This is a genomic window from Cytophagaceae bacterium (assembly GCA_016722655.1).
GTDB lineage: Bacteria > Bacteroidota > Bacteroidia > Cytophagales > Spirosomataceae > Leadbetterella.
In genome coordinates this window covers 184540-207429 of the sequence record JADKIR010000004.1, presented here as the reverse complement: position 1 = coordinate 207429, position 22890 = coordinate 184540, and the positions used below count along the sequence as shown (strand labels likewise).

Sequence of the window (22890 nt, the reverse complement as noted above, 5' to 3'; positions counted from 1 at the left end):
ACGATTGTTTTATCTTCTGATAACTAATTCTGATTTAAATTGTTTATCAGTATTAAAAATGTTTAATCTTTTTTCTGACTAGCTCTGAAAAGCCTGTCTTTTTCAGTTATGGTCAAGCTTTCGTAACCTCCTGACTTATTTATTTTATCTAACAAATAATCAATTTCTTCCTGATCAGGGTAATAATTCTGGTCATCATAAATCTGAGACCTTTGATATTCTCCCACAGGTGACTTACTATAAGTTCGTGATATTTTTTTATCGGGTTTTTGTTTGCCCATTCCTTCCATTTTCAAAATTAAACTTTCCAATGGTTGTGTAAAATTCAGGCCGGTTCTTAGAAATTTTACATAAAAATAGCCGAAAGATGCAGCTCCTAAGTGAAGAATTCCGGTTCGGTAATCTACCAAAAGAGAAATTATCAGAAATGCTATAGCAATGTGTTTTAATTTGATAAAAAATCTAAAAAACATCATTTCATATAGAGGCAACAAGCCCACTGCAGCAAATAGAACCGCATAGATTCCTGCCGATGCACCAAAGAGGTAAGGTGCTGGTTTGAAAGGTCTTATAATTTGTAAACCATAAGCAGAAATTGTATAAAGAACCGCACCTGCTATTGCTCCAGACACAAATACCAGTAATACTTTCCTTCCACCCAAAAAATCAGTAAGAATATGACCAAACCAAAATAAAGCCAAACTATTGAAAATCAGTTCAATGATATTGGAATTGGTAAACGGAAAAATAAGGATTGTCCAGGGGTGACGGAGAAAATCAACAATACTTGTACTCAGAAAGAAGTTTTTGTTAAGAAAATCAGAGTAAATTTTGTGGTCAGGCAAAAACTTAAAACTAAATGTGAGAAGCCAATGAAGGACAAATACAATAGAAAAAATCAGGATCATTTGTACGACCTGATTGTTTTGCTTTCTAAATGCATTTTTTAAATCATCAAATATCCCACCCATTGTTTTTTCAGATTGATATTTAAGAGTACGAAATTAGTAATAATTTCGTTTAGTGAAACCAAAAAACTTTAATAAAATTAAACCTGTAATCAAGCCGCCCAAATGGGCAAAATGAGCAATTCCAGTTTGAAAACCCGCTGCTCCTTGCACCAGCTCATATATTCCGTACATAGCAACAAAATATTTGGCCTTTATTGGGAACGGAAAAAACAACAACATCATTTCGACATTAGGGAAAATAAAAGCAAAAGCCATCAGTATTCCGAATATTGCCCCGGAAGCACCCACCATCGGAATTACCGCCTCCCGATAAAAAGCTTCAGAGTCAACTGCCATATTTGACATGTCATAAATATTCAATCCGGTGTTGAGTAAAGCCGCTCCAATTCCTGTAATTAAATAATAGATTATGAATTTCTTAGACCCCATATAGGTTTCGAGGGCAGGACCAAATATAAACAAACCAAACATATTACTGAACAAATGGCCTATGCTGCCATGCATAAACATATAGGTCAAAAACTGCCAAGGTTTGAAAGCGGGATTGATTAATTCGCTGGTATTTGGCAAAATCGGATTAAAAAATGCAAAATATTGGACAAAAAAATCACGGGAATAAAACTGTGCGAAAAAATATACTGCAATATTTATTATCAATAGTTTTTTGACATTTGGCGTCAATTGGTCAAACATATTATTTGAATTTTATTTTTGTTATAACAAACTTACCATCAAAATGGGTCAATTCAGTAACAAAGAGGCAAGTTTTTCTAAAGTAAGAATGCTCATTACTTGCATTCCATCAGGACTTACCGAAGGCATGGCTGTTTCAAAAAGCTGATTAATCAAACCTCCGATTTCTTCTTTTGATAGTGCTTTATGCATTTTAGAAGCATTTCTTTTGGCTAAAGTTTTAGCCAAAGCCTCTTTTTTATCTGTTTTTTGATTGTTTTCGTTGATTTTGTATTGCTCTATCAAGCTTTTGAAAAGCTCGGCTTCATCTTCTTCCAAAAACTGCGAAGGCACCCCATTGATGATGTAGGTATTTTGCCCAAATTCTTCCACATTAAACCCTATATTCCTGATCATATCGATGATTTCAAAACTAAGGGCATAGTCTATTGCTGACAAAGAGACAGTTTTAGGGAATAATATCTGCTGAGAAATACCTTTTTGCTGCGAAATTTCTTTTAAATATTTTTCATAAAATATCCTTTCATAGGCACTTTGCTGATTAATCAACAATATTCCGCTTTTTATCTGGCTAATTATAAATCTGTTGTGAATCTGAATTGCATTTACTTCGGCTTCTTTGCCGAGATTTACCGAATCCTCAATTTGGTTTATTTTACTGCTGAAAAGTACAGGTTGAGTTTCAGGGTCCCGACTATCTCCAAATCCTTCAAATAGCTTTTGCCAGTTTTCCTGATTGGGCTTTTCGTTTTGCCTGGTATCTCTACCGAAATTTTCAAAAGTACTAAGGTTGGAATCTGACCTGAAATCGTTTCTGGGCGACTGACTCCAGGGATTCAGGGCAAGATTTCCCAAATTTATATTTGCCTCAAAATCAATGCTTGGAGTAAGGTTGTAAACCCCGATAGCTTGCTTTACCGCCGATCTCAAAATGGCATAAATTGCTTTCTCGTCATCAAATTTTATCTCAGTTTTAGTGGGATGAATGTTGATGTCGATATGGCTTGGATCAATCTCAAGAAACAGGGCGTAAAAAGGGTGCGTTCCTTCACTAATAGTCGCTTCAAAAGCACTTGTTACGGCGTGATTGAGGTAAGAACTTTTTATGAATCTTTTATTTACAAAAAAATACTGGTCGCCCCGGTTTTTTTTGGCACTGGGCGGTTTACCAACGTAGCCCGATATCTTCAAATAAGGTGTATCTGCCTGGCATTGAGCCAGTTGGTCCCGATAGCTTTTGTCGAGTACGTCGGTTATTCTTTTGTTAAGTTTATTGGCCGAAAGGTTAAAAATCTCGGTGTCATTATGGAATAATTTAAATGAAACATCAGGATGAGCCAGAGCCATCCTCTGAAATTCTTCCAAGATATGCTTCATTTCCACCGGGTTGCTTTTCAGGAAGTTGCGACGGGCAGGTACATTGAAAAACAGGTTTTTGATTAGTAAATTGGTGCCTTTCGGACTCTGACCAAATTCCTGAGCTTTAATATCTGAACCTTCGATTTTGATTATGGTTGCCAGTTCGTCTTCCTCTCTTCGGGTTTTGAGTTCTACCTGGGCTACAGCCGCAATTGATGCTAAAGCTTCTCCCCTAAAACCCATGGTGCGAATATTAAACAAATCGGCCGACTCTCTGATTTTAGAGGTGGCGTGCCGCTCAAAACTCATACGGGCGTCAGTCGGCGACATCCCCATTCCATCGTCGATGACCTGAATCAGGGCCTTTCCGGCGTCTTTTACAATAAGTTGAATATTTTGGGCACCGGCATCAATGGAGTTTTCCAGAAGTTCCTTTACTACAGAAGCCGGCCGTTGAACTACTTCACCGGCTGCAATCTGGTTGGCAATAGAATCTGATAAAAGACGGATTACATCCATTGGGAAAAATTAAAAAAATCGAACCGCAAAATTGGTGATTTTTATTAGGATTTCCCAGAAGTGAGCTACCTTATAGCGGTAAATTATTTAGCAAAAATCTTGACAAATAGTTCTGTTTAGCACTCAATTGTGATAACTATGCCATTGTCAAGGGTATGAGACCGGTTTTTTAAAGAAACCGTGTGCAATCTGTCGTGATGCCAATAAAGCCCATCTCCTTCTATTACCGGAATTCCGAATTTTTCTGTAAACTGTGTTTTCATTTCATTTAAGAGCAGTTCGGAATCAGCCTGATGATTGAGATAAACATTGACTTTTATGGAGTCAAGTTTTTGATTTTTTCCAAAATACGAGATATCAATAAGTTCAAAATCATCATTTGTGCAGCTGAAAGTCATGAAATCTTCTCCTTCATCAAGAAGTTTCATTTTTTCGATTTTTCGGATGGCCTCAAAATCCTGACCTATTGTCACTCCTCTAAAATCTCCATCATTAGTGCCGATAATTTTATCGCACCATTGCGACATTTTAGATTTTTTCTTTGGATTGGTGTCTTTTTGTTGGTTAAGGGAATTCAATTTTTACTTTTTGTTATAGTTCAATGCCAAATTTACAAAAAATTAATAAATTAAAAAATAATAGTTTATGATATTTTCAAAATTCTCTGAAAATTCCGAAAAACAGCTTTTTTTCTCCCATTTGATTAATAGAATAATAAGTGCGGGCGGTAGTATTGTACCAGGTTACGTAGTCAATTCCCAAGCCGCCACCTTTCAGCAATTTGTTGGCCAAAAGTGTGTTTGAAAACTCAGGATAGTAATTTTTGACAAACCCCAGATCGTAATAAATATTTGGATATATGGCGATTGGTAAAGTTTTGAATTGTGCCATTCGGGTAAATTTTGCCAGACTCATTTCGGTTTTGACCAATTGAAACCTTATTGTATTTTTGAAGATTCCGTAATGCTGACCGTCAACTACATATAGCTCATAGCCCCTCACAAGATTATTTTCATAACCAAGCCCGCGAAGTGTGGAGTAAAGTTGCTTTTTGGGGTTGCTGATCTTTCCTCTCAGGTTTGTTTCGAAGAAAAATCTTTTGGTTAATGGTTTGAAAAATGAAACAGAAGCAAATAAATTGGCTTGAAAATAACCTGATTTTACCCATGTGCCCGAAAGTTGAGAAAAATATAGGAGTCCTTTGAGAGGATATTGCCGGTTATCTCTCAAGTCGAAACGATAGTCATAAGCAAAGCTCCAAAATGATTGTCGCAAATTGTTTTCTCCAAAATATCGGGGATTAAGTTTGGAAAGCGTATCAGAAATCTTACTGTTGCTATATGCTATGCTGAAAGAATGAAAGTGGTAAAGGGCATTTCTTAATCTGAGTTCGAAAAAACCTCCCGTGCGTTCCCGCATTCGGTTTTCGGTATTGAAAAAATCAAGCTTATCGTTCCATGTGCGATAGGCTATAGTTCTTTGTGTAGAATAAAAAACACCTGTTCTGATTCCAATCCTTTTCCGTTTGTCAATATATGGTTTACTGTAGGAAATTTCAAAATATGGAATAAAACCACCCATGGCCCTCAGTTTCAGCTGGTCGTTTCCGCCGGTAAGGTTAAAATGTTTGGCATTGATACCGTAGGTAAGCCGGTTGAGGTCACGGCCGCGTTCATACCACCATTCGTTAAAAGAGCGGTCAGCTAGTAATACTTCTGGTAATGCAATCAGATACCAGCGTTCATTTACCAAAATATAGACATCAAGAATTTTATTTTCAACTCTATATCTAATGTCGATATTTAAAAAAAGGTTGGTATTGGATAGATTTTGGCGGCTTCTGTCTATTTGTTCAGTTATTTTGGAAATATCAAGAGAATCACCCGGCTGAAAACTCATTTCACGAAGTATAATAGAGCTATATGTCCTTTTATTTCCTTCGATTTTTATGGTATTTACAAAACATTTCTCCTGAGCCAATGCATCGAAACTCTGACCAAAAACTATCAAAAAAGAAAAGATATGTAAAGAAATATTTTGTTGAAAAAATGATTACCCCGATTGCTCATGATGCAATAATAAGGCTTTTTGCCAAAACCGTCAGCTAAATACCATTAAATTCTGTTCGGAAAATTTATTTTAAGTGATAATTGACAATTAAGTTTCAGTCTGTTTTTATAATGTCATTTTTTTAATTTCTTTTGTAAAAATACTTATAATGAACCTATGAATAATTTACCCAAACCACGGCTGTCTTTTGCCAGTATTATCAACATGAATGTCGGTTTTTTCGGCATTCAGTACAGTTTTGGCTTACAGCAAAGTGCCGTAAACCCTATTTATGACATGTTGGGGGCTTCGCCCGACGAAATACCAATTCTTAATCTCGCAGGTCCGGTTACCGGATTGTTGATTCAGCCGATTATCGGGGCATTGAGCGATAAAACGTGGAGCCCAAAATGGGGGAGGAGAAAACCGTATTTTTTTATAGGAGCCATCATGTGTAGTCTGGCCTTATTGGCTTATCCTTTTAGTAGTGCATTGTGGATGGCAGCCGGCTTACTCTGGATTTTGGATGCGGGAAACAATACAGCTATGGAGCCTTACCGGGCGTTTATTGCCGATACTTTGAATTCTGATCAACAGCCAACGGGCTTTCAGGCTCAGAGTTTTTTCACTGGTTTCGGTCAAACTTTAGCTAATATTTCCCTATTTATTTTTCCAATGATTTTTATTGGGAAAACTGGTTCCTTGCCCAACTGGGTGTATGCTTCGTTTTTTATTGGAGCAGTATTTTCAATAGGGTCAATTTGGTGGAGTATGCGTACTACAAAGGAAATTCCGCCCACCGAAGAAGAATTGCGAAAAATGAAATCGGAGCCACTTAATCTGGTTTCACCTTTTACCGATGTATTTTCGGCGATTGTGGATATGCCAAAAGTGATGTGGCAACTGGCTTTGGTTTATTTGTTTCAATGGTATGCTTTGTTTTGTTACTGGCAAAATAGCTCAAAAAGTGTCGCCCTTTCGGTTTGGAATGCGACTCCGGCATCTGATCCCGGTTTATATGAAAAAGCCGTCAGCTGGACCGGCCTTGTCAATGGCTGGTACAATATCGTAACGTTTTTGTCAGCGTTTGCTTTGGTATATTTTGCAAAAAGGATAGGACCCAAATATGTTCATTTTCTTTGTTTGGTGCTTGCGGGAGTAGGATTTTTGTTTTTTCCGAATATTCATAATCAAAATTTGCTATTTGTGGCCATCACAGGTTTCGGGATAGGCTGGGCGAGTATGATGGGAATTCCGTATTTGATGGTGGTGAGCCAAATACCCAAAGAACGTTATGGTGTTTATATGGGCCTTATTAATATGATGATTGTGATTCCGATGATACTACAGACCCTTTCTTTTGGAGCAATTTTAAAGAATTTTCTCGGTAACGACCCCAGAAATGCAATAACTTTTGCCGGAACATTGTTGCTTTTGGCTGCTTTAGCCACTTTATTGATAAAAACTACAAAAGTAAGTGACGATGAAGTAATGTTGCAAGGTAGTGGGCATTGATTATTTTTTGTGCATAAATAGCTATATTTACATTAATTTTTTGCGTGGAAGTATTTTTCAATAATTCATATTGATATGGAAATTACAAGTTTAAGTCAGTTGGATTTAAGCAAAACGTATTCTTATGCTGATTATTTTTCGTGGAAATTTCAGGAAAGAGTTGAATTGTTGCGTGGGAAAATCATGAAAATGTCTCCTGCTCCAAGCAGACAACACCAACGTATTTCTTCTAAATTGGGGTTTTCTATTCAAAAATCCCTTGAATTATCTTCTTGTCAGGTCTTTTACGCACCATTTGATGTAAGACTGGAAAGTGTGAAAGATGATAAATTGGCGAAAACGGTTGTTCAACCTGATATCTGTGTTATTTGTGATTTGACTAAACTCGATGACCGTGGATGCTCTGGTGCACCGGAACTAATTGTGGAGATACTATCACCTGGTAATACGGCGAAAGAAATGAAACATAAATTTAAACTTTATGAGGAGGCTGGTGTTGAGGAATATTGGATTGTTGACCCCACTGAAAAAATTGTATGGCAATATCATCTTGAAAACGGGATTTTTACCAACCATAGACCGCTTATCGAAGAAGATGTTTTGCACTCTTTGGTTTTGAAAGGATTTTCGATTGAGTTAAGTGCGGTTTTTAGTGATTGATAATAAAATCTATGAATTGATATTTTTTAAGAGATTCCCAAATAAGAAAGCCCGAATTTAATTCCGGGCTTTCTTTTTGAAAAAAAAGTTCAATTATTTAATTTCCAATGAATACGGAAGTCTTGCCTGAAGTTTTTCCATGCGTTGAAGGCTTTTTATTTCTTCGGCATAAGGAGCCAGAGCACCCAGATACTCTCTGATTTTAGCATCTTCCTGAGATTTGCCAAATTTGTTCATAATCTGCTCAAATTCTGACTTCGGATATGGATAGAACTTAACCTGATAGTCATCTCCTTTAATTTTCGCTTTTTTGGCAGCTACTTTTATGGCATCATCTATACCTCCCAAAATATCCACCAAACCATTTTTCTTGGCTTGTTCACCTGTCCATACACGACCGCTGGCAATAGCTTTCAATTTTTCAATCGACATGTGTCTTCCGGCTGCGGCTTTTGAGGTGAATTTTTCATAACCACGATTTACTGAGTTTTGAATCATCATTTTTTCAGCATCTGACATCTCTCTTGTCAAAGCCGGAGAATCGGCAAATTCATGAGTTTTTACACCATCAAAAGTAATTCCCAGTTTGTTGTTCATCAATTCTTTGGCATTGAAAAGCATCCCAAAGATCCCAATGGAGCCTGTAATTGTAGTTGGCTGAGCCACGATGGTATCGCAACCCATTGCCATATAATACCCACCTGAGGCAGCCACGTTGCCCATTGAAGCAATAACAGGCTTAACTTTTTTGGTCAATTCTATCTCTCTCCACATGATATCAGAGGCCAATGCACTTCCACCTGGTGAGTTGATTCTCAATACTATAGCTTTTATTTTTTTGTCTTTTCTGGCTTTTCTCAATTCTTTAATAAAAGCTTCCGATGTAATCACATCATTTTCATCATCCCCGCTCATGATATCACCTTCAGCTACAATCACCGCAATTCTGTTGTCACGTGAACCTTCTTTAACATATTTTTTGGCATTTTTATAACTACCAAGTTTAGTATAAACGGGCTTTTCGTCTTTTTTCAAGCCAAGAGCTTTCGCAATCGCTGCTTCGTATTCGTCTTCATAACCCACATCGGTAAGGATTTTATATTTCACAGCATCATTAGGTTCCTGAATAAGAGCTTTATTCAAAATATTGTCCACTTCGGATCTCGAAATACCCCTTGCAGCAGCGATATTGTCATATACATGATTGGCGATTGAGTTTAAGTATTCCTGAACCTGCATTTTGTTTTCGGGACTCATGTCGGTTCTGATGAAAGGCTCCACGGCACTTTTGAATTCTCCCACACGGAAAATCACAGGCTTTACTCCAATTTTTTCAAATAATCCTTTCATGAATGAAATCTCGGTATCCAGACCATTGAATTCTATTCCACCAGCTGGATTAATGAAACTTTTTGTGGCAACTGTTGAGAGATACACGGCCTTTTCGGTCATAATTTCGGCATATGTATATATAAACTTGCCTGATTTTTTGAAGTCAATCAATGCATTCCGAATTTCCGCCAATTCGGCATAACCTACCATCGGAGTTTCGAGTTTTATACTGATTCCTTTGATATTGGGATCAAGTTTTGCGTTTTCTATTGCCTCTTTCAATTCGTGCAACGATGTTTTCTTTTCGCCATTAGAAAAAATATCCTGAAAAGGGTCTTCTTTGATTGCTTTCTCAGTGATTTGGGTATTTAAATCTAACTTCAATACTGAGTTTGCCTTTACTTCAAAAGCATCATCACTACCGCTGGAAAGCATAGAACCTATACCTATGAAAACGATAAACATCAATGCCGAAAATAGGAATATCCCGACTATGGTTGCCAAAACATATTTAAGAAATTGCCTCATTTATTTTTTTAATTTATTTTTTTACAAAATTATACAACAAATGTATTTCAATGATACATTAATCCAAAGCCTAAAATTATTCAATGGGGAATATTTATTTTAAGTGGCAGATTTCGAGGGGTGGGCATATTTTTTTATTTTTACCGTCAGGTACTTGATTTTTGAGATTTTACACCCAATAAAGGCCAATGGTAGCGTTTGAGGCTGAAATAAAGAGATTTGATAAAAACGGAGAAAAAACCGGCTGGTATTACATTGATTTACCTTTTGACTTAGCCCAAAAAATCAAACCCGGAATCAAAACGGCCTATCGGGTCAAGGGGAATTTGGGTCCATATGCCATCAGACAAGTGGCACTTGTACCAATCGGAGAGGGTAATTTCATAATTGCTCTTAATTCTGAAATGCGAAAAAATATCAAAAAGCAATTGGGAGATAAGATTCCGGTAAGCTTGGAAGCAGAAACTGAAGAAATGCCACTTTCAGATGATTTACTAGCTTCGCTCGAGCTTGAGCCCGAGGCACTTGAAAAATTTAATTCTTTTCCAAAAAGCCATCAGCGGTATTATTCCAACTGGGTCGATTCCGCAAAAACTTTCGAAACCAAATCAAAACGCATCCATATGTGTATTTATGGGCTGATTCATAATATGGACTATGGGCAAATGATCAGGCATTTTAAGAAGGAAAGTCTGTGAGAGGAGAGTGATGAGTAGCGAGTAACGGGTTGCGAGGACTAAGCAATTAAAGTTTAAATTTTACTTGCAATAATTTTCAAAGTTTCAACTTTTTTCTGATACTATCATTAATCAATTCAGGTTCAAAGCCTTTGCTGGTGAGGTATCTAAAAACTTTATTTGATTTTTCAAATTGATTTTCCAGCAATCCTAATTCAGCCATTTTTTTATCTATCAAAAAATCGATTTTTTCCAGATATTCTTGATCGGTAATCTCTGCCAAACCCGATTTTATGCAGTAGGTACTGATTCTGCGAGCTTTTAGTTCAAAATTAATCTTCAGTTTGCCCCAATTTTTCACTCTGAATTTTCCACCTGCAAAAGCTTTTGCGTATCGTTCCTCATTCAGGTAGTTTTCGGAAATTAGCCAGGAAATAATTTCCTCGGCTTCGTCACCCAAAACCTTCCATTCTGAAAGTTTTTTTCTTACTTCCTGATGTGTACGTTCCTGATAAACACAGTAGTTAGCAGCTTTTTTTAAGATTGCGGTGTCCAAAATTTGGTAAATTTTTTTTCAAATATCCATCAAAATCAATAAACTTTTTGATTTGATGCTGAAAAATCCAATCTTTACTAAAAACTTACCCCGATGAATAAAGCAGCCATCGTAACGGGTGCCGGTCAGGGAATCGGTCTCGCCATTTGTAAACTATTTGCAAAAAACGGTATTCAGGTTATTCTGAACGACATCGATGTGGACTTGTGCAAAACCGCCGCCGGCGAGGTAAATGCACTAGTTCCAAAAAGCTGTATTCCTGTTTTTGGCGACTGCTCTATGCCTGAATTCAATGATTTTTTGGTCGAAAAAGCCATAGAAAACTTTGGTCAACTTGATATTTTGGTAGCCAATGCAGGCATTACCAGGTTCGGTGAATTCCTTGATTTTTCTGTCGATGATTTTGAAAATGTGATAAATCTTAATCTGAAAGGTAGTTTTTTTCTTACCCAGACAGCCGCCAAAAGAATGATAGCCCAGGGCAATGGCGGGAGCATTTTGTATATGTCTAGTGTGGTGGGTGTGCAGGCTCATAAAAACCTGGCGGCGTATGCCATGACCAAGGCTGCCCTCAATATGTTGGCCAAAAACCTTGTGGTGGAGCTTGCTCCGCACCGTATCACTGTCAATACCGTAGCTCCCGGAGCAACTTTGACAGAAAGAACCCTTTCAGATCCTGAATACATGAAAGTTTGGTCTGAAATTACGCCTATCGGTTCCCCTGCAACAGTAGATGACATCGCTCAGGCAGTTTATTTCCTCACCTCAGACGCCGCTAAACACATTACAGGCCAAACTTTGATCGTGGACGGTGGCTGGACAAGCGTAAGTGTGCAGCCGTGAAAGAAGAAATTATTGTTTATATTTTGAAATTACGTGTAAAATATTTAAAATTGCACGTGTAATTATTGAATAATATGGATACCAAACTCACTTTAGTTGCAGATAAAGATATAATCGAGAAAGCAAAAGTTTATGCCAAAGAGCAAAAAACAAGTTTGTCAAATTTGGTTGAAAAATATCTCAGTTCATTAGTTTTAAAGAATAGCGAGGAAGATTTTGAATCATCGCCACTAATAAAAAGTTTAACTGGAGTTATTAGTTCTGGTTCTGCTGATAATTATAAGAATGATTACAGAGACTTTTTAACAGAGAAATACAAGTGAAAAAAGTCTTTTTGGATACAAATATTGTTTTGGATTTGCTAGAGAAAAGGTTACCATTCTATATCAATGCTTCCAAAATATTTTATTTAGCAGAAAAAAAGCAAATTACAATTTCGGTTTCTTCATTAACTTTTGCTAACCTAAACTATATTTTATCAAAGAAAACTTCCATAAATGAGGCTCGTCAAATTTTAAGGAAATTGAGAATGCTAATTGATGTTATTTCATTATCTGAAAAAGTTATTGATCTGGCTTTGAATGATTTAGATTTTAAGGATTTTGAGGATGCTTTGCAATTTTATTCGGCAATGGAATCAAAGCAAAACGTAATAATTACAAGAAATCAAAGAGATTTTCCTAAAATTGACATTCCAATAATGAATCCGGAAGAATATTTAGCTTCAATTTGATTATTGAGCCTTTACAGTACCATCCCTTCCAACAACCCCACGTACCCCTCAATTCCTTTTTTGATTTCTTCTACATAAATATATTCATCGGCAGTATGTGAGCGGGCGGAGTCTCCCGGGCCGATTTTGATACTTGTGAATGGCATCAGAGCCTGGTCAGATAGGGTAGGAGAGCCATAAGGTTTCATGCCTAATTCCAGTCCCCGTTTTACAATTGGGTGATCAGTCGAAATGCCTGAAGGTCTGAGTCTTATGCTGCGTGGCACTACTTCACATTTTGTATTTTTTGGATAATTGCCAGGATTTCTTCCAGTGTATAGGCAACGGTAGCTCTTACATCCACCACAAAAGTACACACATCAGGTACCACATTGTGCTGGGTACCGGCGTTGATTTGGGTTACACTCATTTTTATGGGGCCAAGTGTAGCCGATGTTTTCGGGAAATTGAAACTACGGAACCATTCAACGTCATTCATGGCTTCATAAATCGCATTTTTACCTTCTTCCCTGGCGGCATGTCCTGCCACACCTTTAGCAGTACAATCCAGCACCATCAGACCTTTTTCGGCGATGGCCATATCCATAAGTGTGGGTTCTCCAACAATAGCCAGGTCAATTTTGGGTAAATCAGTCAGCAATAATTCTACACCATTTTTTCCGGAAATTTCTTCTTCTGCCGAAGCAGCAAAAATAAGATTGAAGGGCAGATTTTCTTTTTCATAAAAAAATAAAAAAGTAGCCAAAAGGCTTACCAGAGACCCTCCGGCATCATTACTCCCCAGTCCGAATAGCTTTCCGTCAATGATTTCGGCTTTAAAAGGATCCTGCGTATATCCGGCATTAGGTTTTACGGTATCGTGGTGAGAGTTGAGTAAAATGGTGGGTTTTTCAGGAGAAAAATATTTATTTTTTGCCCAGATATTATTTTCAATGGTTTGATAGTCAATGCTTTTTTCTTTAAAAATATTCTCAAAAATAGCCAAAGTGCCCTGCTCTTCACGACTAAATGATGGCGTTTCAATGAGTTTTTTCAATACATCAATTGCAAAATCGCTGAGCTCAGACAGGTTCATTTTCTGAATAGTTTTTTACAAAAATAAATTCATCGTACATTACAACCTATTATATTGGAAAAGAATCTTAAAAGAAAGCTATTTTTAAAAGTTTCGGTTTGAATTATTGAAATTGCTATTAATATTTAGAAAATGAAAAACATTGTAGTTGTATTGGCATTGTTGATGTTTGGATGTGAATCAGAAACACCTCAACCAGCTTTAGTGGGAACCTGGAAATGGGTGATTACTCAGGGTGGAATAGCAGGATTGACCATAAAACCTGATGAAAGTAATCAGAAAAAGCTCGTTTTTGATAAAGACGGAAACATGACTTTTGTAGTAAACGGAAAAAATACCCAAACCATAAAATATGAAGCAAAAACCGGGAAATCCATCACTTCAACTGAGCAGGTGCCTCTTATTGTTTTTCCAGGTGAAGAAAGCATGAACTGGTCTTATAGCATTGATGGTGATAGTTTATATCTTTTTGAAGAAGTATATGATGGCTTTGGGCACACCTATGTTCGCGAGAAGTAGGGTGTAATGTGCTAATTAAAAATGTGCTAATGTGTTAATTAATAATGGGTTAATTTGGATAAGTCAATAAATTTATATAACCGAGTGGCTGTTTGAAAAATCCCGCTAATGCCTTTTTGTTGCAATGATCAAAAAGTAAAATACACCGCAAACCAGTGCATGATGGCGGAGGCCAGAACAAATAGATGCCAAATGAAGTGATTGGCAGGTATTTTTTTGTTTTGGTAAAAAATCACACCTACGATATAACAAACCCCGCCGGCAATTAGCCAAATAATAGATTTTTCGGGCATAGCTTTCCAGAAACCACTTCCCAAAAAGAACACCATACAGCCGATTCCGATATAAATGAGGCTGCTTAAAAGCCGATATTTTCCTGTCAAAAAGACTTTTTTGATCACGCCTGCCGCAATAATAATCCATTGAATGGTAAGAAACCAGGTGGCAGTTGTGGAATCGGTATATTTAACTACAAATGGCAAATACGTTCCACCAATCAGAAAAAATATGCTGATATGGTCAAATATTCGCAAGGTTCGTTTAGCCGTAGGTTCGAAAAATCCATGATAAAGGGTGGAGAAAGTAAACATCTGCATCATGCTGAATCCATAAAATGCCACTGCAAACATCAATTGCTCAGAACCCGAAGGTGCGGTTTTAGCAACCAGAATCATTGTTCCAATCAACGAAAACAAGATTCCGAATCCATGAGAAAGGGCATTGGCCAGTTCTGACCTTATTTCTGATTTATTCATTTTACTTCAAAATTGCAGTTCCGGCATTTCCATTTTTTACTGCTTCAACCAACTGCTCCGCCTGACAAATCGTTACTTTTTTTACGCCCTTTTCAAGAGCATCAAAGGCATTATCTAATTTAGGAATCATCCCAGCGAATATAGCTCCGGAGGCCTTCAGTTCCTCGTAATATTCAGGTTTTATTTCCGAAATCACCGAATCATCATCTTCTGCATCAAGCAAAACCCATTTTTTCTCAAAACAATACACCAGATTTACTTCAAAATCCTTACTCATGCCCACAGCAATAGCCGAAGCTTGGGTGTCGGCATTGGTATTGAGCATATTTCCATCTATATCATAGGTGAGAGGAGCAAATACAGGAGAAACATTATTTTCCAAAAGATGGGATATGAATTCTGCATTTACTTTTTCAATATCCCCCACAAAACCATAATCAATATTTTTTACAGGTCTTTTTTTTGCCAAAATCGCACCTCCATCAGCCCCGCTTAGGCCAATAGCATTGCAGTTTTTGGATTGAAGAGCTGCAACAATCTGTTTGTTGACTAATCCGCCATAAACCATTGTAACCACTTCAAGCATAGGTTTATCTGTGATTCTCCTTCCTCCAACCATTTGGGTTTCTATCCCTAATTTTTCGGCGATTTTTGTAGCTATTTTTCCGCCGCCATGAATCAGGATTTTATTTCCTGGCAATGAAGAAAAATCACGGAGGAAATTGTCCAGTTTTTGTGGATCATCGATTACATTTCCTCCGATTTTTATAACATTTAAGAGCATTCCTTATCTTTTTTGCAAAAATGCACCTTTTCAAAAAATATCCTTCTAATTTTCGTTAAAACTATCCGAAATCGCCTTCCTCAGAGCTTGATGTGGCCTTAGTCCATTGCTTCTATAGGTTCTGGGATTCTTTTCCGTAATCTCATCACGACGGTATTTAAGACGTTCCAGCATGTTTTTACGGTATTCTTCCAGTTCTTCTGCCGATAGATTTTGTCTGTTCTGATTTCCGGTATCATAGCCTTCATTATAGTTGCTAACCCGTGCCGACTCAATTGCAAACTTTATTTTTTCATTTACTTCAGTCAAGTCTGTACTGAGTACTGATTTTTTGGTTTCCAGTTCTTTTAGGTCCGGTAAAAGTTCAAGCTTTTGATTCATGAATTCCAACTGCGACTGCACTTTGAATAGTGGTTTTCTCACTTCAGTGAGTTTTTTGATACGACGTCTGATTATCCGTTTGGATCGGCTAATCGCCGGGTTGTATTGAAACCACCTTTTCCAATATATCTGTAAACTCGGGAACGCAATTCCCAAACTGATGGCACCCGCAATGGCAAAAAGCACCCCACTCAATACAAAAGAAAGTAATGCCCAGGGGCTGTTGACCAGTTTCTGGTTGAGTTGGTCATATTCTTTGAGTTTGAGCTCGATTTTGGCGTTCAATGCCGAGTTGTCAGGAATCGGTGCATTAGCAGTAGCAATAAGTGGAGTTGCCTCTAGTTGCATACTTTTGATTTCCCGGTTGAGGGCCTCTTTAAGTCTGTCTGTTTTATAAGCCTCATATCTAAACCACCCCAAAATGGCCAGAGTACTAATCGAGATTACCACAAGGGCAGTCTGGAAAATATTATGCATTTTTTTGGTGGCCGGACTAAAATTGGTCAGATAAGGCTGCTCTACGAGTCTTTCATAGGCCGGTTTCATCAAAATCGAAACCCCAGCCAGACCACAAGCAAAGGCCCAGGCTTCTGTGGTATTTCTGATATTGAGAGCATAAGCTACGATTTCATGCGAAATAATCAGGTCGCCCAAAATAAACGTGATTCCTGCAACCAGATAAATCAAACCCGCCAGGAATGGATACGGAGTCTTTTCCTGATCTTTTTTGGCGTGGAGATCCGTAATCCGATTTTTATGTTGCTCGATTTCATCTTCCAGGTGCTGAGCAAGATGACTTTGCTCCGAAAACTCCGGATTGGCTGTTTGTTTCTGATTAAGAATATCAATTTTTTCGGTTTTGGTCTGCAAAATCAAATCCTCATGAGTTTTGATTTCGTTTTCCAACCGGGATTTGTTTTCTAGCAGCCAGTCCAGATTAACTTCGCTGGAAACAAACCCTTCATAATTGCTTTTTTCTATATCGTCGAGGCCATTTTCTATGCCTTTTTCAAAATCCCCGTTATTATTTTCTAATTTCATTTTTAATAGCTTTTAGCAATCAGCTTTTTAAATTTTTATTAATCCTCAATCAATAATCCATACTCGTCAAACCCTAATCGTCAACCTCCAATAATTTTCTTCAGCTGATTTCCACTGAGTTTATTTTTGTAATTTTTGGCAAGTTTATACTCACTGAGAAATATATTTTCAATCGCTTGTTGATCGGCTTTGATACGGTCAAGTTCTGATTCCATTTTGTTGAGCTCAGGAATAATCTTCCATTTTTCAACTCTCAGTTTTTCAATTTCGGTTTCAAGATGCTCAGTTTCCTCTTTCCAGTCAGATTCTATTTTATTGAGGTCACGATTTATGTTTTGGTTAAAAATAAAATTTCTCCATTCGCTTTTGATTTTTGTGAGATTTCCCAAAAACAATTTTCCCGAAACCAGGAAGCCTAAAAATGTAAAAACAAAATATGCAACCGACTGAAAAGGAGATACATATGGAATGGTGAAAGCCAAAACAAAAAGCGAAGCGGCCAGAGGCATTCCAAATTCTTCCACCACTTTTTTCCATGTAAGGCGGTCTTCATTATGGATCACAGATGACAAACCATAAAGATTGAACATACCGGTAAGGAAAACTCCCCATGCAATGAATTGATGGTTGGTTTCAAAACCTTTGCTGAGGGCATGGTCAATTATGAAATAATTTCCTGCAGCCATACCGATGGACAAAATCAAGCCGAACGTCACTCTTAAAATGTTTTCTTCGGCTTTTTCTGAGGTTAAAACTTTCTCAGCTTTTTGCTTGAGATTTTCGAGTTGCAAATGTTTTTTCTCGATTTGCAGATTCAGCTCGCCGATTTTCTCATTGAGTTCTTCTTTTTTTTGCAAAAATTCAGAGCTTATTTTTGTAAAAAACGACGAAATTACCTGTAGTTTTTCGTCAGGCTGGGTATCAGATAATCCAAAAATTACCCCTTCGTCTTTCAGGGCTTCTTCGTTGGCCAACCAATGCGGAAAGTTAACCTCTGCGATGGGTTCTTGTGAAAGTTTAGGCATTTCTTCAGGGAGGATTTCTTGGGAGAAAACTGTGTCAGTCTCCGAGATTTCTTCTTTATTTTCTTTCGAAAAAAATGCCCGTAATTTATTTAGTATAGTCATTTTTAACTCGCTTTTTATTCTTAATAAAAATTATAACCATAAAGGTGCCCATAAAAGTATATACGAGGCGAACTATTTGTGATGAATGGCTTTTGCGTAGACTTTTTCTTGAAAAAAATCTTAAATAAACTTAGTTATATTACAAATTTTCCTAGGTTAATGTATTGAGGATAAGCTAAAGTATTTTTTTTCGTGAGATAATAAGTGAGTATTGAGTAGCAAGTATAAAGCAGCAAGTATTCAGTACAATGTAACGAGTAGTAGTGAAACAAGTAATGAGCATTTACCATTTAGCATTCACCATTCAGCATTAACCATTAATAACAAGGGTAGTTCAAAAAAGTATTTTTTCAATGATTTAACCCATTTCTAAGCCTTTCCCTTTAAATTTGTAACGAATCAAAAAAACTGAAAGACATGGAGCTTTTTTTTAGGAAAATAGGAGAGGGAAAACCATTGGTGGTATTGCATGGCGTATTTGGGTCGTCTGATAATTTATATACAGTCTCAAAAAACATTGCAGACTTAGGCTATGCCGTTTACACCCTCGACGCCCGAAATCACGGGCAATCTCCTTGGTCTGACGTATTTGATTATGATGTGATGGCAGCAGATTTGAATGACTTTTTGAATCAGCACGATATTCAAAATCCCGTAATTTTAGGGCATTCAATGGGCGGGAAAACCGTTATGAACTTCGCCGCCAAGTACGATAACTTCGAAAAGATTATTGTTGTAGACATAGCCCCGAGGTTTTATCCAACCCACCACAATCACATTTTAGCAGGACTTGCTGCCATTAAACTCGACGAACTTAAAAGTAGAAAAGACGCGGATGATATTTTTTCTCAATATGTTTCTGACTTTGGCGAGCGACAATTTATCCTCAAAAACTTATATAGAACAGACGATAATAAATTTGCTTGGCGAATAAATATTCCGGTAATAAGCAAAGAGATATATAAAATTGGAGAAGAAATTACATTCGACAGAATATCTCAAAAACCAGCCATGATCATGCGAGGGAGCGATTCGGGCTATGTGAAAGAAGATGATTTTGAACAATTCAAACAGAGTTTTCCAAATGCCGAACTTGTCACCATTGAAGGTGCTAACCATTGGGTGCATGCCTTGAAACCAGCGGAATTTGTAAGCAATGTGGTGAGATTTATAAAAGCGTAATTTTATGAGTTTTCACCAAAAAGAAATCAGACTGCCAGCCTACCGAAGAGGGTTTCATATTGTCACCGACACCATAGTGGGGCACTTGCCTGAGCTGAAAACTATTGAGGTAGGTTTTCTTCAAGTTTTTATTAAACATACTTCGGCAAGTTTAACAATAAACGAAAACTGCGACCCCACTGTAAGAGGCGATTTTGAGCGGCATTTTAATTTGCTTTTTCCTGAAGATGCACCGCACTACCAGCACGACTATGAAGGTTCAGATGATATGCCTGCTCATTTAAAATCTTCTACTTTGGGCTGCCAAGTGATGATTCCAATCACAAAAGGAAGATTAAATCTCGGCACTTGGCAAGGAATATATCTGTGTGAACACCGCAACCACGACTCGGGCAGAACGCTGGTGCTCACACTGATGAGTTGAGGCTCATTATTGCCCCGGATTGTATTTTCTAACTGCGTTTTTCTCTATGTCTTCTGGGTAAAAAAGTACATCTTTAAACTGCCCATTTACAAACATTTCGGCTTGGTCGTTGAAGTTTTTTGAGTTTACATCTCCACTCACACCACCTGCCAATAGTGACTTCGCTTTTATTCTTTCCCCAAATTCTACTGCACAAACGAAACTGTTTCCGCTATAGCCGTAGCGTTTTTTTGAGCCATTTACTGTCCTGCTATTAAATGATGGCAAACAACCCCACAGTGCCGACGCATTTTTCATAGCAAGGCTAGGTTGGCTATCGTCGTTTTCAGTTGGGATATTGTTATTTAATCGCTGAAATCTGTTGACTTCGCCCCAGGTTACGCCCCATGTTCCAAAGTTTTTCTTCAAGGTGTTAATTACATCTCTCATAGCGGCTATCAGCTCTTCGGGTGAGGCGTTGGCTATAAAATACTTGGTGCTTTCCACTTGGTCCATTTCGCCTTGGTCTACATATATTTTACGGATACTGGGGTTTAATCTTTGTGCCCATTCTATAGCCAATAGTGCCTCTATGGAGTTTTCGTCAACCCGATAATCCCAATCCTTAAACATGTCTCTGATGGGCATAATCTCTAGATCTACTTTGTCTTTGGTTTTTTCTACAAAACCCGGAATCAGTACCTCAAAAGCAGGTAAAAAGTTATCGTAACCAAGTTTTATAAGCTCATCTAGGTTTATGCTGTCCACTTTGCTTAGCAATCTTGTGGCATTAACTCCTCTAAAGTTTTCGCCATCTGGAGCCATATAAGAGGGGTAGTTGGTTTTGATTGGACTATTGTTTCCAGCAGAAGTAAAAGGTGTGGAGTTACAGTTTTGTATCCACCCGTTTTCGGGGTTGTAAACGTGCACGGTTTCCGAAACCTCGTGTAGGCCTTTATATTCGGTCTCTTTTATGCTTCCATCTACGGGTTTCGACCAATTGAGTTTAAAGTCTCTAATCGGCATATAGTTTCCGTGCCAATAAGCGATATTTCCTTTATTGTCTGCAAAAACGGTGTTGTTTGAGGTATTCGCCTTTAAATCCATGGCTGCCATGTAGTCTTGCATGCCCGTGGCTTTGGTTCTAATCCAGCTTTGTTCTAGACTTTTGGCCGCCCTGTTGTATGATTTCAAACTTACCCAATTGTCGCCTTCTATGGCCATTATTGGGCCATGGTGGGTGGTATATTCTTCGAAGTTTTTAACTTTTATTTTATCATTTTCCAAATATTTTATTTGTATTTCCTCTGTTTTTATGGGTTTAAGCGTGTTTTCGTAATGGTAATAAAGTTTATTTTTTCGAGTGGTAACTTTCTCTAAATAAGTATCTGCCACATCGGCATTTGATGAGGTGTGCATCCATCCACAGTAGGGGTTAAAGCCTTGGTAGATAAAGAATTGCCCCCAAGTTACGGCTCCATATGCATTAAGCCCTTCGCCACTTTTTACGTGTACTTCAGGCCTAAAATAAAACGTAGTATGTGGGTTTATGTATAACATTGCGTAACCGCTTTTGCTGAGTTTTGGTGCTATCGCAAAGCCATTTGAGCCAGTTTGTTCGTAGTCTTCATTTAATTTATTAACTGCACCCACCTTGCTTTCTCCAGCATAAAATGCCTTTAAGTCGCCAATACTTAAGTCGGCGGTGCTGATGGCTCCGATGCTCCCGTCTGTCCATAGTAAAGGGTACCAAGGCTCAAATCTCGTTAAAAGCTTTGGAGTAGTTTCAGGATGTGTATATAAGTAATAATTCATGCCGGCTGCAAAAGAATCGAGGAGTTTTTTCATCCAAGGTTGGGCATTTTTGTAGTCTGCTTTGGCATCGCTCTCTTTTATCAAAATACGAATTTGAAGGTCGTCGTAGAGTTTGCTTTTTCCATATATTTCTGAGAGTCTTCCTAGTTTTTCGAGGTAGTTGAGCTCTATTCTATTGAAATCATCTTCGCATTGGGCATACATTAGGCCAAATACGGCATCGGCGTCGGTAACACCCTCTATGTGTGGAATACCCCAGTTATCACGGGTGATAGTTACGTTTTGAGTTTGTTCTTTCCATTTTTCAACTTCGTTTTTAGAGAATTTTTGGGAGAAACCCACAAACGTAATTAGGACTAAAAGAATGGTCTTACACATAGATCAGAGTTTTAAAGGATGAAATGTAGCTTGAATTTAGAGCAAAAAAGTCAGTTGCCCAAACCTAAAGTTTTATACAAGCCACATTTCATTTATACTGATATCAAAATCTACACGTTTAGCCTTTTATTTTTTAAGTGAAGAAATACGCCTACCAACACAAAAGCTCCCCCTAATAATATGCCGATGGTGATAATTGGATATTGTTCTAAAGCCGCACTTCTTTTGATATAAATACCCAAAAATGCCCACAAAATAGCGGCTGCAATAAACGAGTTGTTCAGTTGGGTGATTGCAAATGCACCAATGGCTCCGCCGATGGCTATCATAATAAACGTCCAGTTTGCTTCTGACAGAAAACCTCCGTGCCAGTCTGAACCAATCAAAAGTGCCGTTACGTTGGCAATTGTTGCCACGCAAATCCATCCTAAATATACACCAAAGGCCGCTTTTGAGAGCGTATCGGAGGTTTTGGAGTCTTGATTTATCAATATTAATGAACCGAGAATCACTAACATAATGACAAGCGAAAGCCAAAGTATTTCGTAATGCCAAGCAAATATCCAGCTCGCATTTGCGAAAAAGTTGATAATTATCCATTTACTAACTTCTTTCTTTTTTATCCAAACATTTACCACAAAAGCCAACAATAGTAAATATATAACACCCCAAATAGAGAAAGTTAGTCCTGCCGGAACAAAGAGATTGGGGTATTGGTCTGAAAGTTCGCCTGTGTTTTTGCCATTTAGCGGCAGGCCGTTTGCCAAGCCATTACAGCCTAACATGACTATGTATGCGATGCTTAATAAAATTCTCTTTCCCATTAGTTTTATGGTTTTAAGGTTTGACAATATACAAGTATACTTATTTGATTATGGTTTTGTTGTAAAAGGCATTATTTTAATTTTAAAGAAGTCTATGCAAGTTTAAAATCTATAAGGCATAAACTTAAATTAGCTTTTTAGATGTTTTTTGGAGAAAATACTTAAACCGAT

Annotated in this window: 22 protein-coding genes and 1 pseudogene; 9 read left to right on the top strand and 14 right to left on the bottom strand. The window is 37.6% G+C overall.

The genetic code is table 11. The features are described 5' to 3' along the window. Window positions 1-62 precede the first annotated feature (62 nt). The 5 genes from IPP61_01595 to IPP61_01575 all read right to left on the bottom strand — a co-directional run bounded on the left by IPP61_01595 (window position 63) and on the right by IPP61_01575 (window position 5552). Entirely contained in the window at window positions 63-971 is a 909-nt protein-coding gene (locus tag IPP61_01595; protein ID MBL0323866.1) for a rhomboid family intramembrane serine protease, read from the bottom strand. A gap of 33 nt (window positions 972-1004) precedes the next feature. After that, on the bottom strand, window positions 1005-1664 hold the full coding sequence (locus IPP61_01590) for a rhomboid family intramembrane serine protease (protein ID MBL0323865.1): 660 nt from the start codon (window positions 1662-1664) through the stop codon (window positions 1005-1007). A gap of 48 nt (window positions 1665-1712) precedes the next feature. Beyond that, the gene (gene mutL, locus IPP61_01585; protein ID MBL0323864.1) at window positions 1713-3542 is read right to left on the bottom strand and encodes a DNA mismatch repair endonuclease MutL; all 1830 of its coding nucleotides are present in this window, start codon (window positions 3540-3542) and stop codon (window positions 1713-1715) included. A 116-nt stretch (window positions 3543-3658) separates the two neighbouring features. Next, window positions 3659-4120 (bottom strand): hypothetical protein, encoded by a 462-nt coding sequence (locus IPP61_01580; GenBank protein ID MBL0323863.1) that lies wholly within the window; start codon window positions 4118-4120, stop codon window positions 3659-3661. 76 nt (window positions 4121-4196) lie between these two features. Next, window positions 4197-5552, bottom strand: a complete 1356-nt coding sequence (locus IPP61_01575) for an outer membrane protein assembly factor (protein ID MBL0323862.1) — start codon at window positions 5550-5552, stop codon at window positions 4197-4199. 216 nt (window positions 5553-5768) lie between these two features. Here IPP61_01575 and IPP61_01570 point away from each other — a divergent pair, with 216 nt between their 5' ends. Both IPP61_01570 and IPP61_01565 read left to right on the top strand, forming a co-directional pair. Continuing rightward, the gene (locus IPP61_01570; GenBank protein ID MBL0323861.1) at window positions 5769-7106 is read left to right on the top strand and encodes an MFS transporter; all 1338 of its coding nucleotides are present in this window, start codon (window positions 5769-5771) and stop codon (window positions 7104-7106) included. A gap of 75 nt (window positions 7107-7181) precedes the next feature. Next, complete coding sequence (locus IPP61_01565; protein ID MBL0323860.1) at window positions 7182-7766, top strand: Uma2 family endonuclease; 585 nt, start codon at window positions 7182-7184, stop codon at window positions 7764-7766. 93 nt (window positions 7767-7859) lie between these two features. Here IPP61_01565 and sppA read toward each other — a convergent pair whose 3' ends face one another. Continuing rightward, on the bottom strand, window positions 7860-9626 hold the full coding sequence (sppA, locus tag IPP61_01560) for a signal peptide peptidase SppA (protein MBL0323859.1): 1767 nt from the start codon (window positions 9624-9626) through the stop codon (window positions 7860-7862). A gap of 188 nt (window positions 9627-9814) precedes the next feature. Here sppA and IPP61_01555 point away from each other — a divergent pair, with 188 nt between their 5' ends. Further along, window positions 9815-10324: a DUF1905 domain-containing protein gene (locus tag IPP61_01555; GenBank protein ID MBL0323858.1), complete on the top strand. Its 510-nt coding sequence runs from the start codon at window positions 9815-9817 to the stop codon at window positions 10322-10324. A gap of 76 nt (window positions 10325-10400) precedes the next feature. Here the strand turns inward: IPP61_01555 and IPP61_01550 are convergent, their stop codons facing one another. Beyond that, window positions 10401-10859 carry a RecX family transcriptional regulator gene (locus tag IPP61_01550; GenBank protein MBL0323857.1) on the bottom strand — a complete coding sequence of 153 codons (459 nt, stop codon included), beginning with the start codon at window positions 10857-10859 and terminating at the stop codon, window positions 10401-10403. Window positions 10860-10952: 93 nt separating this feature from the next. On the opposite strand from IPP61_01550, the gene IPP61_01545 reads away from it, so the two are divergent. The 3 genes from IPP61_01545 to IPP61_01535 all read left to right on the top strand — a co-directional run bounded on the left by IPP61_01545 (window position 10953) and on the right by IPP61_01535 (window position 12435). Further along, window positions 10953-11702, top strand: coding sequence for an SDR family oxidoreductase (locus IPP61_01545; GenBank protein MBL0323856.1), 750 nt, complete (start codon window positions 10953-10955; stop codon window positions 11700-11702). Window positions 11703-11776: 74 nt separating this feature from the next. After that, a complete protein-coding gene (locus IPP61_01540; protein MBL0323855.1) occupies window positions 11777-12025 on the top strand; it encodes a hypothetical protein in 249 nt (82 codons plus the stop codon). Continuing rightward, on the top strand, window positions 12022-12435 hold the full coding sequence (locus tag IPP61_01535; protein MBL0323854.1) for a PIN domain-containing protein: 414 nt from the start codon (window positions 12022-12024) through the stop codon (window positions 12433-12435). The genes IPP61_01540 and IPP61_01535 overlap by 4 nt, the downstream gene beginning before the upstream one ends. A gap of 11 nt (window positions 12436-12446) precedes the next feature. On the opposite strand, the pseudogene IPP61_01530 reads toward IPP61_01535, so the two are convergent. After that, a pseudogene (locus tag IPP61_01530) lies at window positions 12447-13510 on the bottom strand (M20 family metallo-hydrolase). A 132-nt stretch (window positions 13511-13642) separates the two neighbouring features. Here IPP61_01530 and IPP61_01525 point away from each other — a divergent pair. Then, window positions 13643-14029, top strand: a complete 387-nt coding sequence (locus IPP61_01525; protein MBL0323853.1) for a hypothetical protein — start codon at window positions 13643-13645, stop codon at window positions 14027-14029. Window positions 14030-14157: 128 nt separating this feature from the next. Here IPP61_01525 and IPP61_01520 read toward each other — a convergent pair whose 3' ends face one another. The 4 genes from IPP61_01520 to IPP61_01505 form a co-directional block, all read right to left on the bottom strand. Next, complete coding sequence (locus IPP61_01520) at window positions 14158-14784, bottom strand: hemolysin III family protein (GenBank protein MBL0323852.1); 627 nt, start codon at window positions 14782-14784, stop codon at window positions 14158-14160. A gap of 1 nt (window position 14785) precedes the next feature. Further along, complete coding sequence (argB, locus tag IPP61_01515) at window positions 14786-15568, bottom strand: acetylglutamate kinase (GenBank protein MBL0323851.1); 783 nt, start codon at window positions 15566-15568, stop codon at window positions 14786-14788. 45 nt (window positions 15569-15613) lie between these two features. Continuing rightward, window positions 15614-16990: a hypothetical protein gene (locus IPP61_01510; GenBank protein ID MBL0323850.1), complete on the bottom strand. Its 1377-nt coding sequence runs from the start codon at window positions 16988-16990 to the stop codon at window positions 15614-15616. 80 nt (window positions 16991-17070) lie between these two features. Next, a complete protein-coding gene (locus tag IPP61_01505; GenBank protein MBL0323849.1) occupies window positions 17071-18117 on the bottom strand; it encodes a hypothetical protein in 1047 nt (348 codons plus the stop codon). 417 nt (window positions 18118-18534) lie between these two features. Here IPP61_01505 and IPP61_01500 point away from each other — a divergent pair, with 417 nt between their 5' ends. Together IPP61_01500 and IPP61_01495 are read left to right on the top strand one after the other, a co-directional pair. Beyond that, window positions 18535-19299: an alpha/beta fold hydrolase gene (locus tag IPP61_01500; GenBank protein ID MBL0323848.1), complete on the top strand. Its 765-nt coding sequence runs from the start codon at window positions 18535-18537 to the stop codon at window positions 19297-19299. 4 nt (window positions 19300-19303) lie between these two features. Beyond that, entirely contained in the window at window positions 19304-19723 is a 420-nt protein-coding gene (locus IPP61_01495; GenBank protein MBL0323847.1) for a YjbQ family protein, read from the top strand. A gap of 6 nt (window positions 19724-19729) precedes the next feature. Here the strand turns inward: IPP61_01495 and IPP61_01490 are convergent, their stop codons facing one another. Further along, window positions 19730-21895 carry a penicillin acylase family protein gene (locus tag IPP61_01490; GenBank protein MBL0323846.1) on the bottom strand — a complete coding sequence of 722 codons (2166 nt, stop codon included), beginning with the start codon at window positions 21893-21895 and terminating at the stop codon, window positions 19730-19732. A 110-nt stretch (window positions 21896-22005) separates the two neighbouring features. After that, window positions 22006-22719: a tryptophan-rich sensory protein gene (locus tag IPP61_01485; GenBank protein MBL0323845.1), complete on the bottom strand. Its 714-nt coding sequence runs from the start codon at window positions 22717-22719 to the stop codon at window positions 22006-22008. Window positions 22720-22890: the final 171 nt, after the last annotated feature.

Bases quoted from the DNA above. Each gene is read 5' to 3' on its own strand.
- IPP61_01500 (MBL0323848.1), top strand. From the start codon at position 18,535: ATGGAGCTTTTTTTTAGGAAAATAGGAGAGGGAAAACCATTGGTGGTA.
- IPP61_01495 (MBL0323847.1), top strand. From the start codon at position 19,304: ATGAGTTTTCACCAAAAAGAAATCAGACTGCCAGCCTACCGAAGAGGG.
- IPP61_01510 (MBL0323850.1), bottom strand. From the start codon at position 16,990: ATGAAATTAGAAAATAATAACGGGGATTTTGAAAAAGGCATAGAAAAT.
- IPP61_01485 (MBL0323845.1), bottom strand. From the start codon at position 22,719: ATGGGAAAGAGAATTTTATTAAGCATCGCATACATAGTCATGTTAGGC.
- IPP61_01595 (MBL0323866.1), bottom strand. From the start codon at position 971: ATGGGTGGGATATTTGATGATTTAAAAAATGCATTTAGAAAGCAAAAC.
- IPP61_01565 (MBL0323860.1), top strand. From the start codon at position 7,182: ATGGAAATTACAAGTTTAAGTCAGTTGGATTTAAGCAAAACGTATTCT.
- IPP61_01540 (MBL0323855.1), top strand. From the start codon at position 11,777: ATGGATACCAAACTCACTTTAGTTGCAGATAAAGATATAATCGAGAAA.
- mutL (MBL0323864.1), bottom strand. From the start codon at position 3,542: ATGGATGTAATCCGTCTTTTATCAGATTCTATTGCCAACCAGATTGCA.
- IPP61_01490 (MBL0323846.1), bottom strand. From the start codon at position 21,895: ATGTGTAAGACCATTCTTTTAGTCCTAATTACGTTTGTGGGTTTCTCC.
- IPP61_01520 (MBL0323852.1), bottom strand. From the start codon at position 14,784: ATGAATAAATCAGAAATAAGGTCAGAACTGGCCAATGCCCTTTCTCAT.
- argB (MBL0323851.1), bottom strand. From the start codon at position 15,568: ATGCTCTTAAATGTTATAAAAATCGGAGGAAATGTAATCGATGATCCA.
- IPP61_01545 (MBL0323856.1), top strand. From the start codon at position 10,953: ATGAATAAAGCAGCCATCGTAACGGGTGCCGGTCAGGGAATCGGTCTC.
- IPP61_01555 (MBL0323858.1), top strand. From the start codon at position 9,815: ATGGTAGCGTTTGAGGCTGAAATAAAGAGATTTGATAAAAACGGAGAA.
- IPP61_01570 (MBL0323861.1), top strand. From the start codon at position 5,769: ATGAATAATTTACCCAAACCACGGCTGTCTTTTGCCAGTATTATCAAC.
- sppA (MBL0323859.1), bottom strand. From the start codon at position 9,626: ATGAGGCAATTTCTTAAATATGTTTTGGCAACCATAGTCGGGATATTC.
- IPP61_01525 (MBL0323853.1), top strand. From the start codon at position 13,643: ATGAAAAACATTGTAGTTGTATTGGCATTGTTGATGTTTGGATGTGAA.
- IPP61_01590 (MBL0323865.1), bottom strand. From the start codon at position 1,664: ATGTTTGACCAATTGACGCCAAATGTCAAAAAACTATTGATAATAAAT.
- IPP61_01505 (MBL0323849.1), bottom strand. From the start codon at position 18,117: ATGACTATACTAAATAAATTACGGGCATTTTTTTCGAAAGAAAATAAA.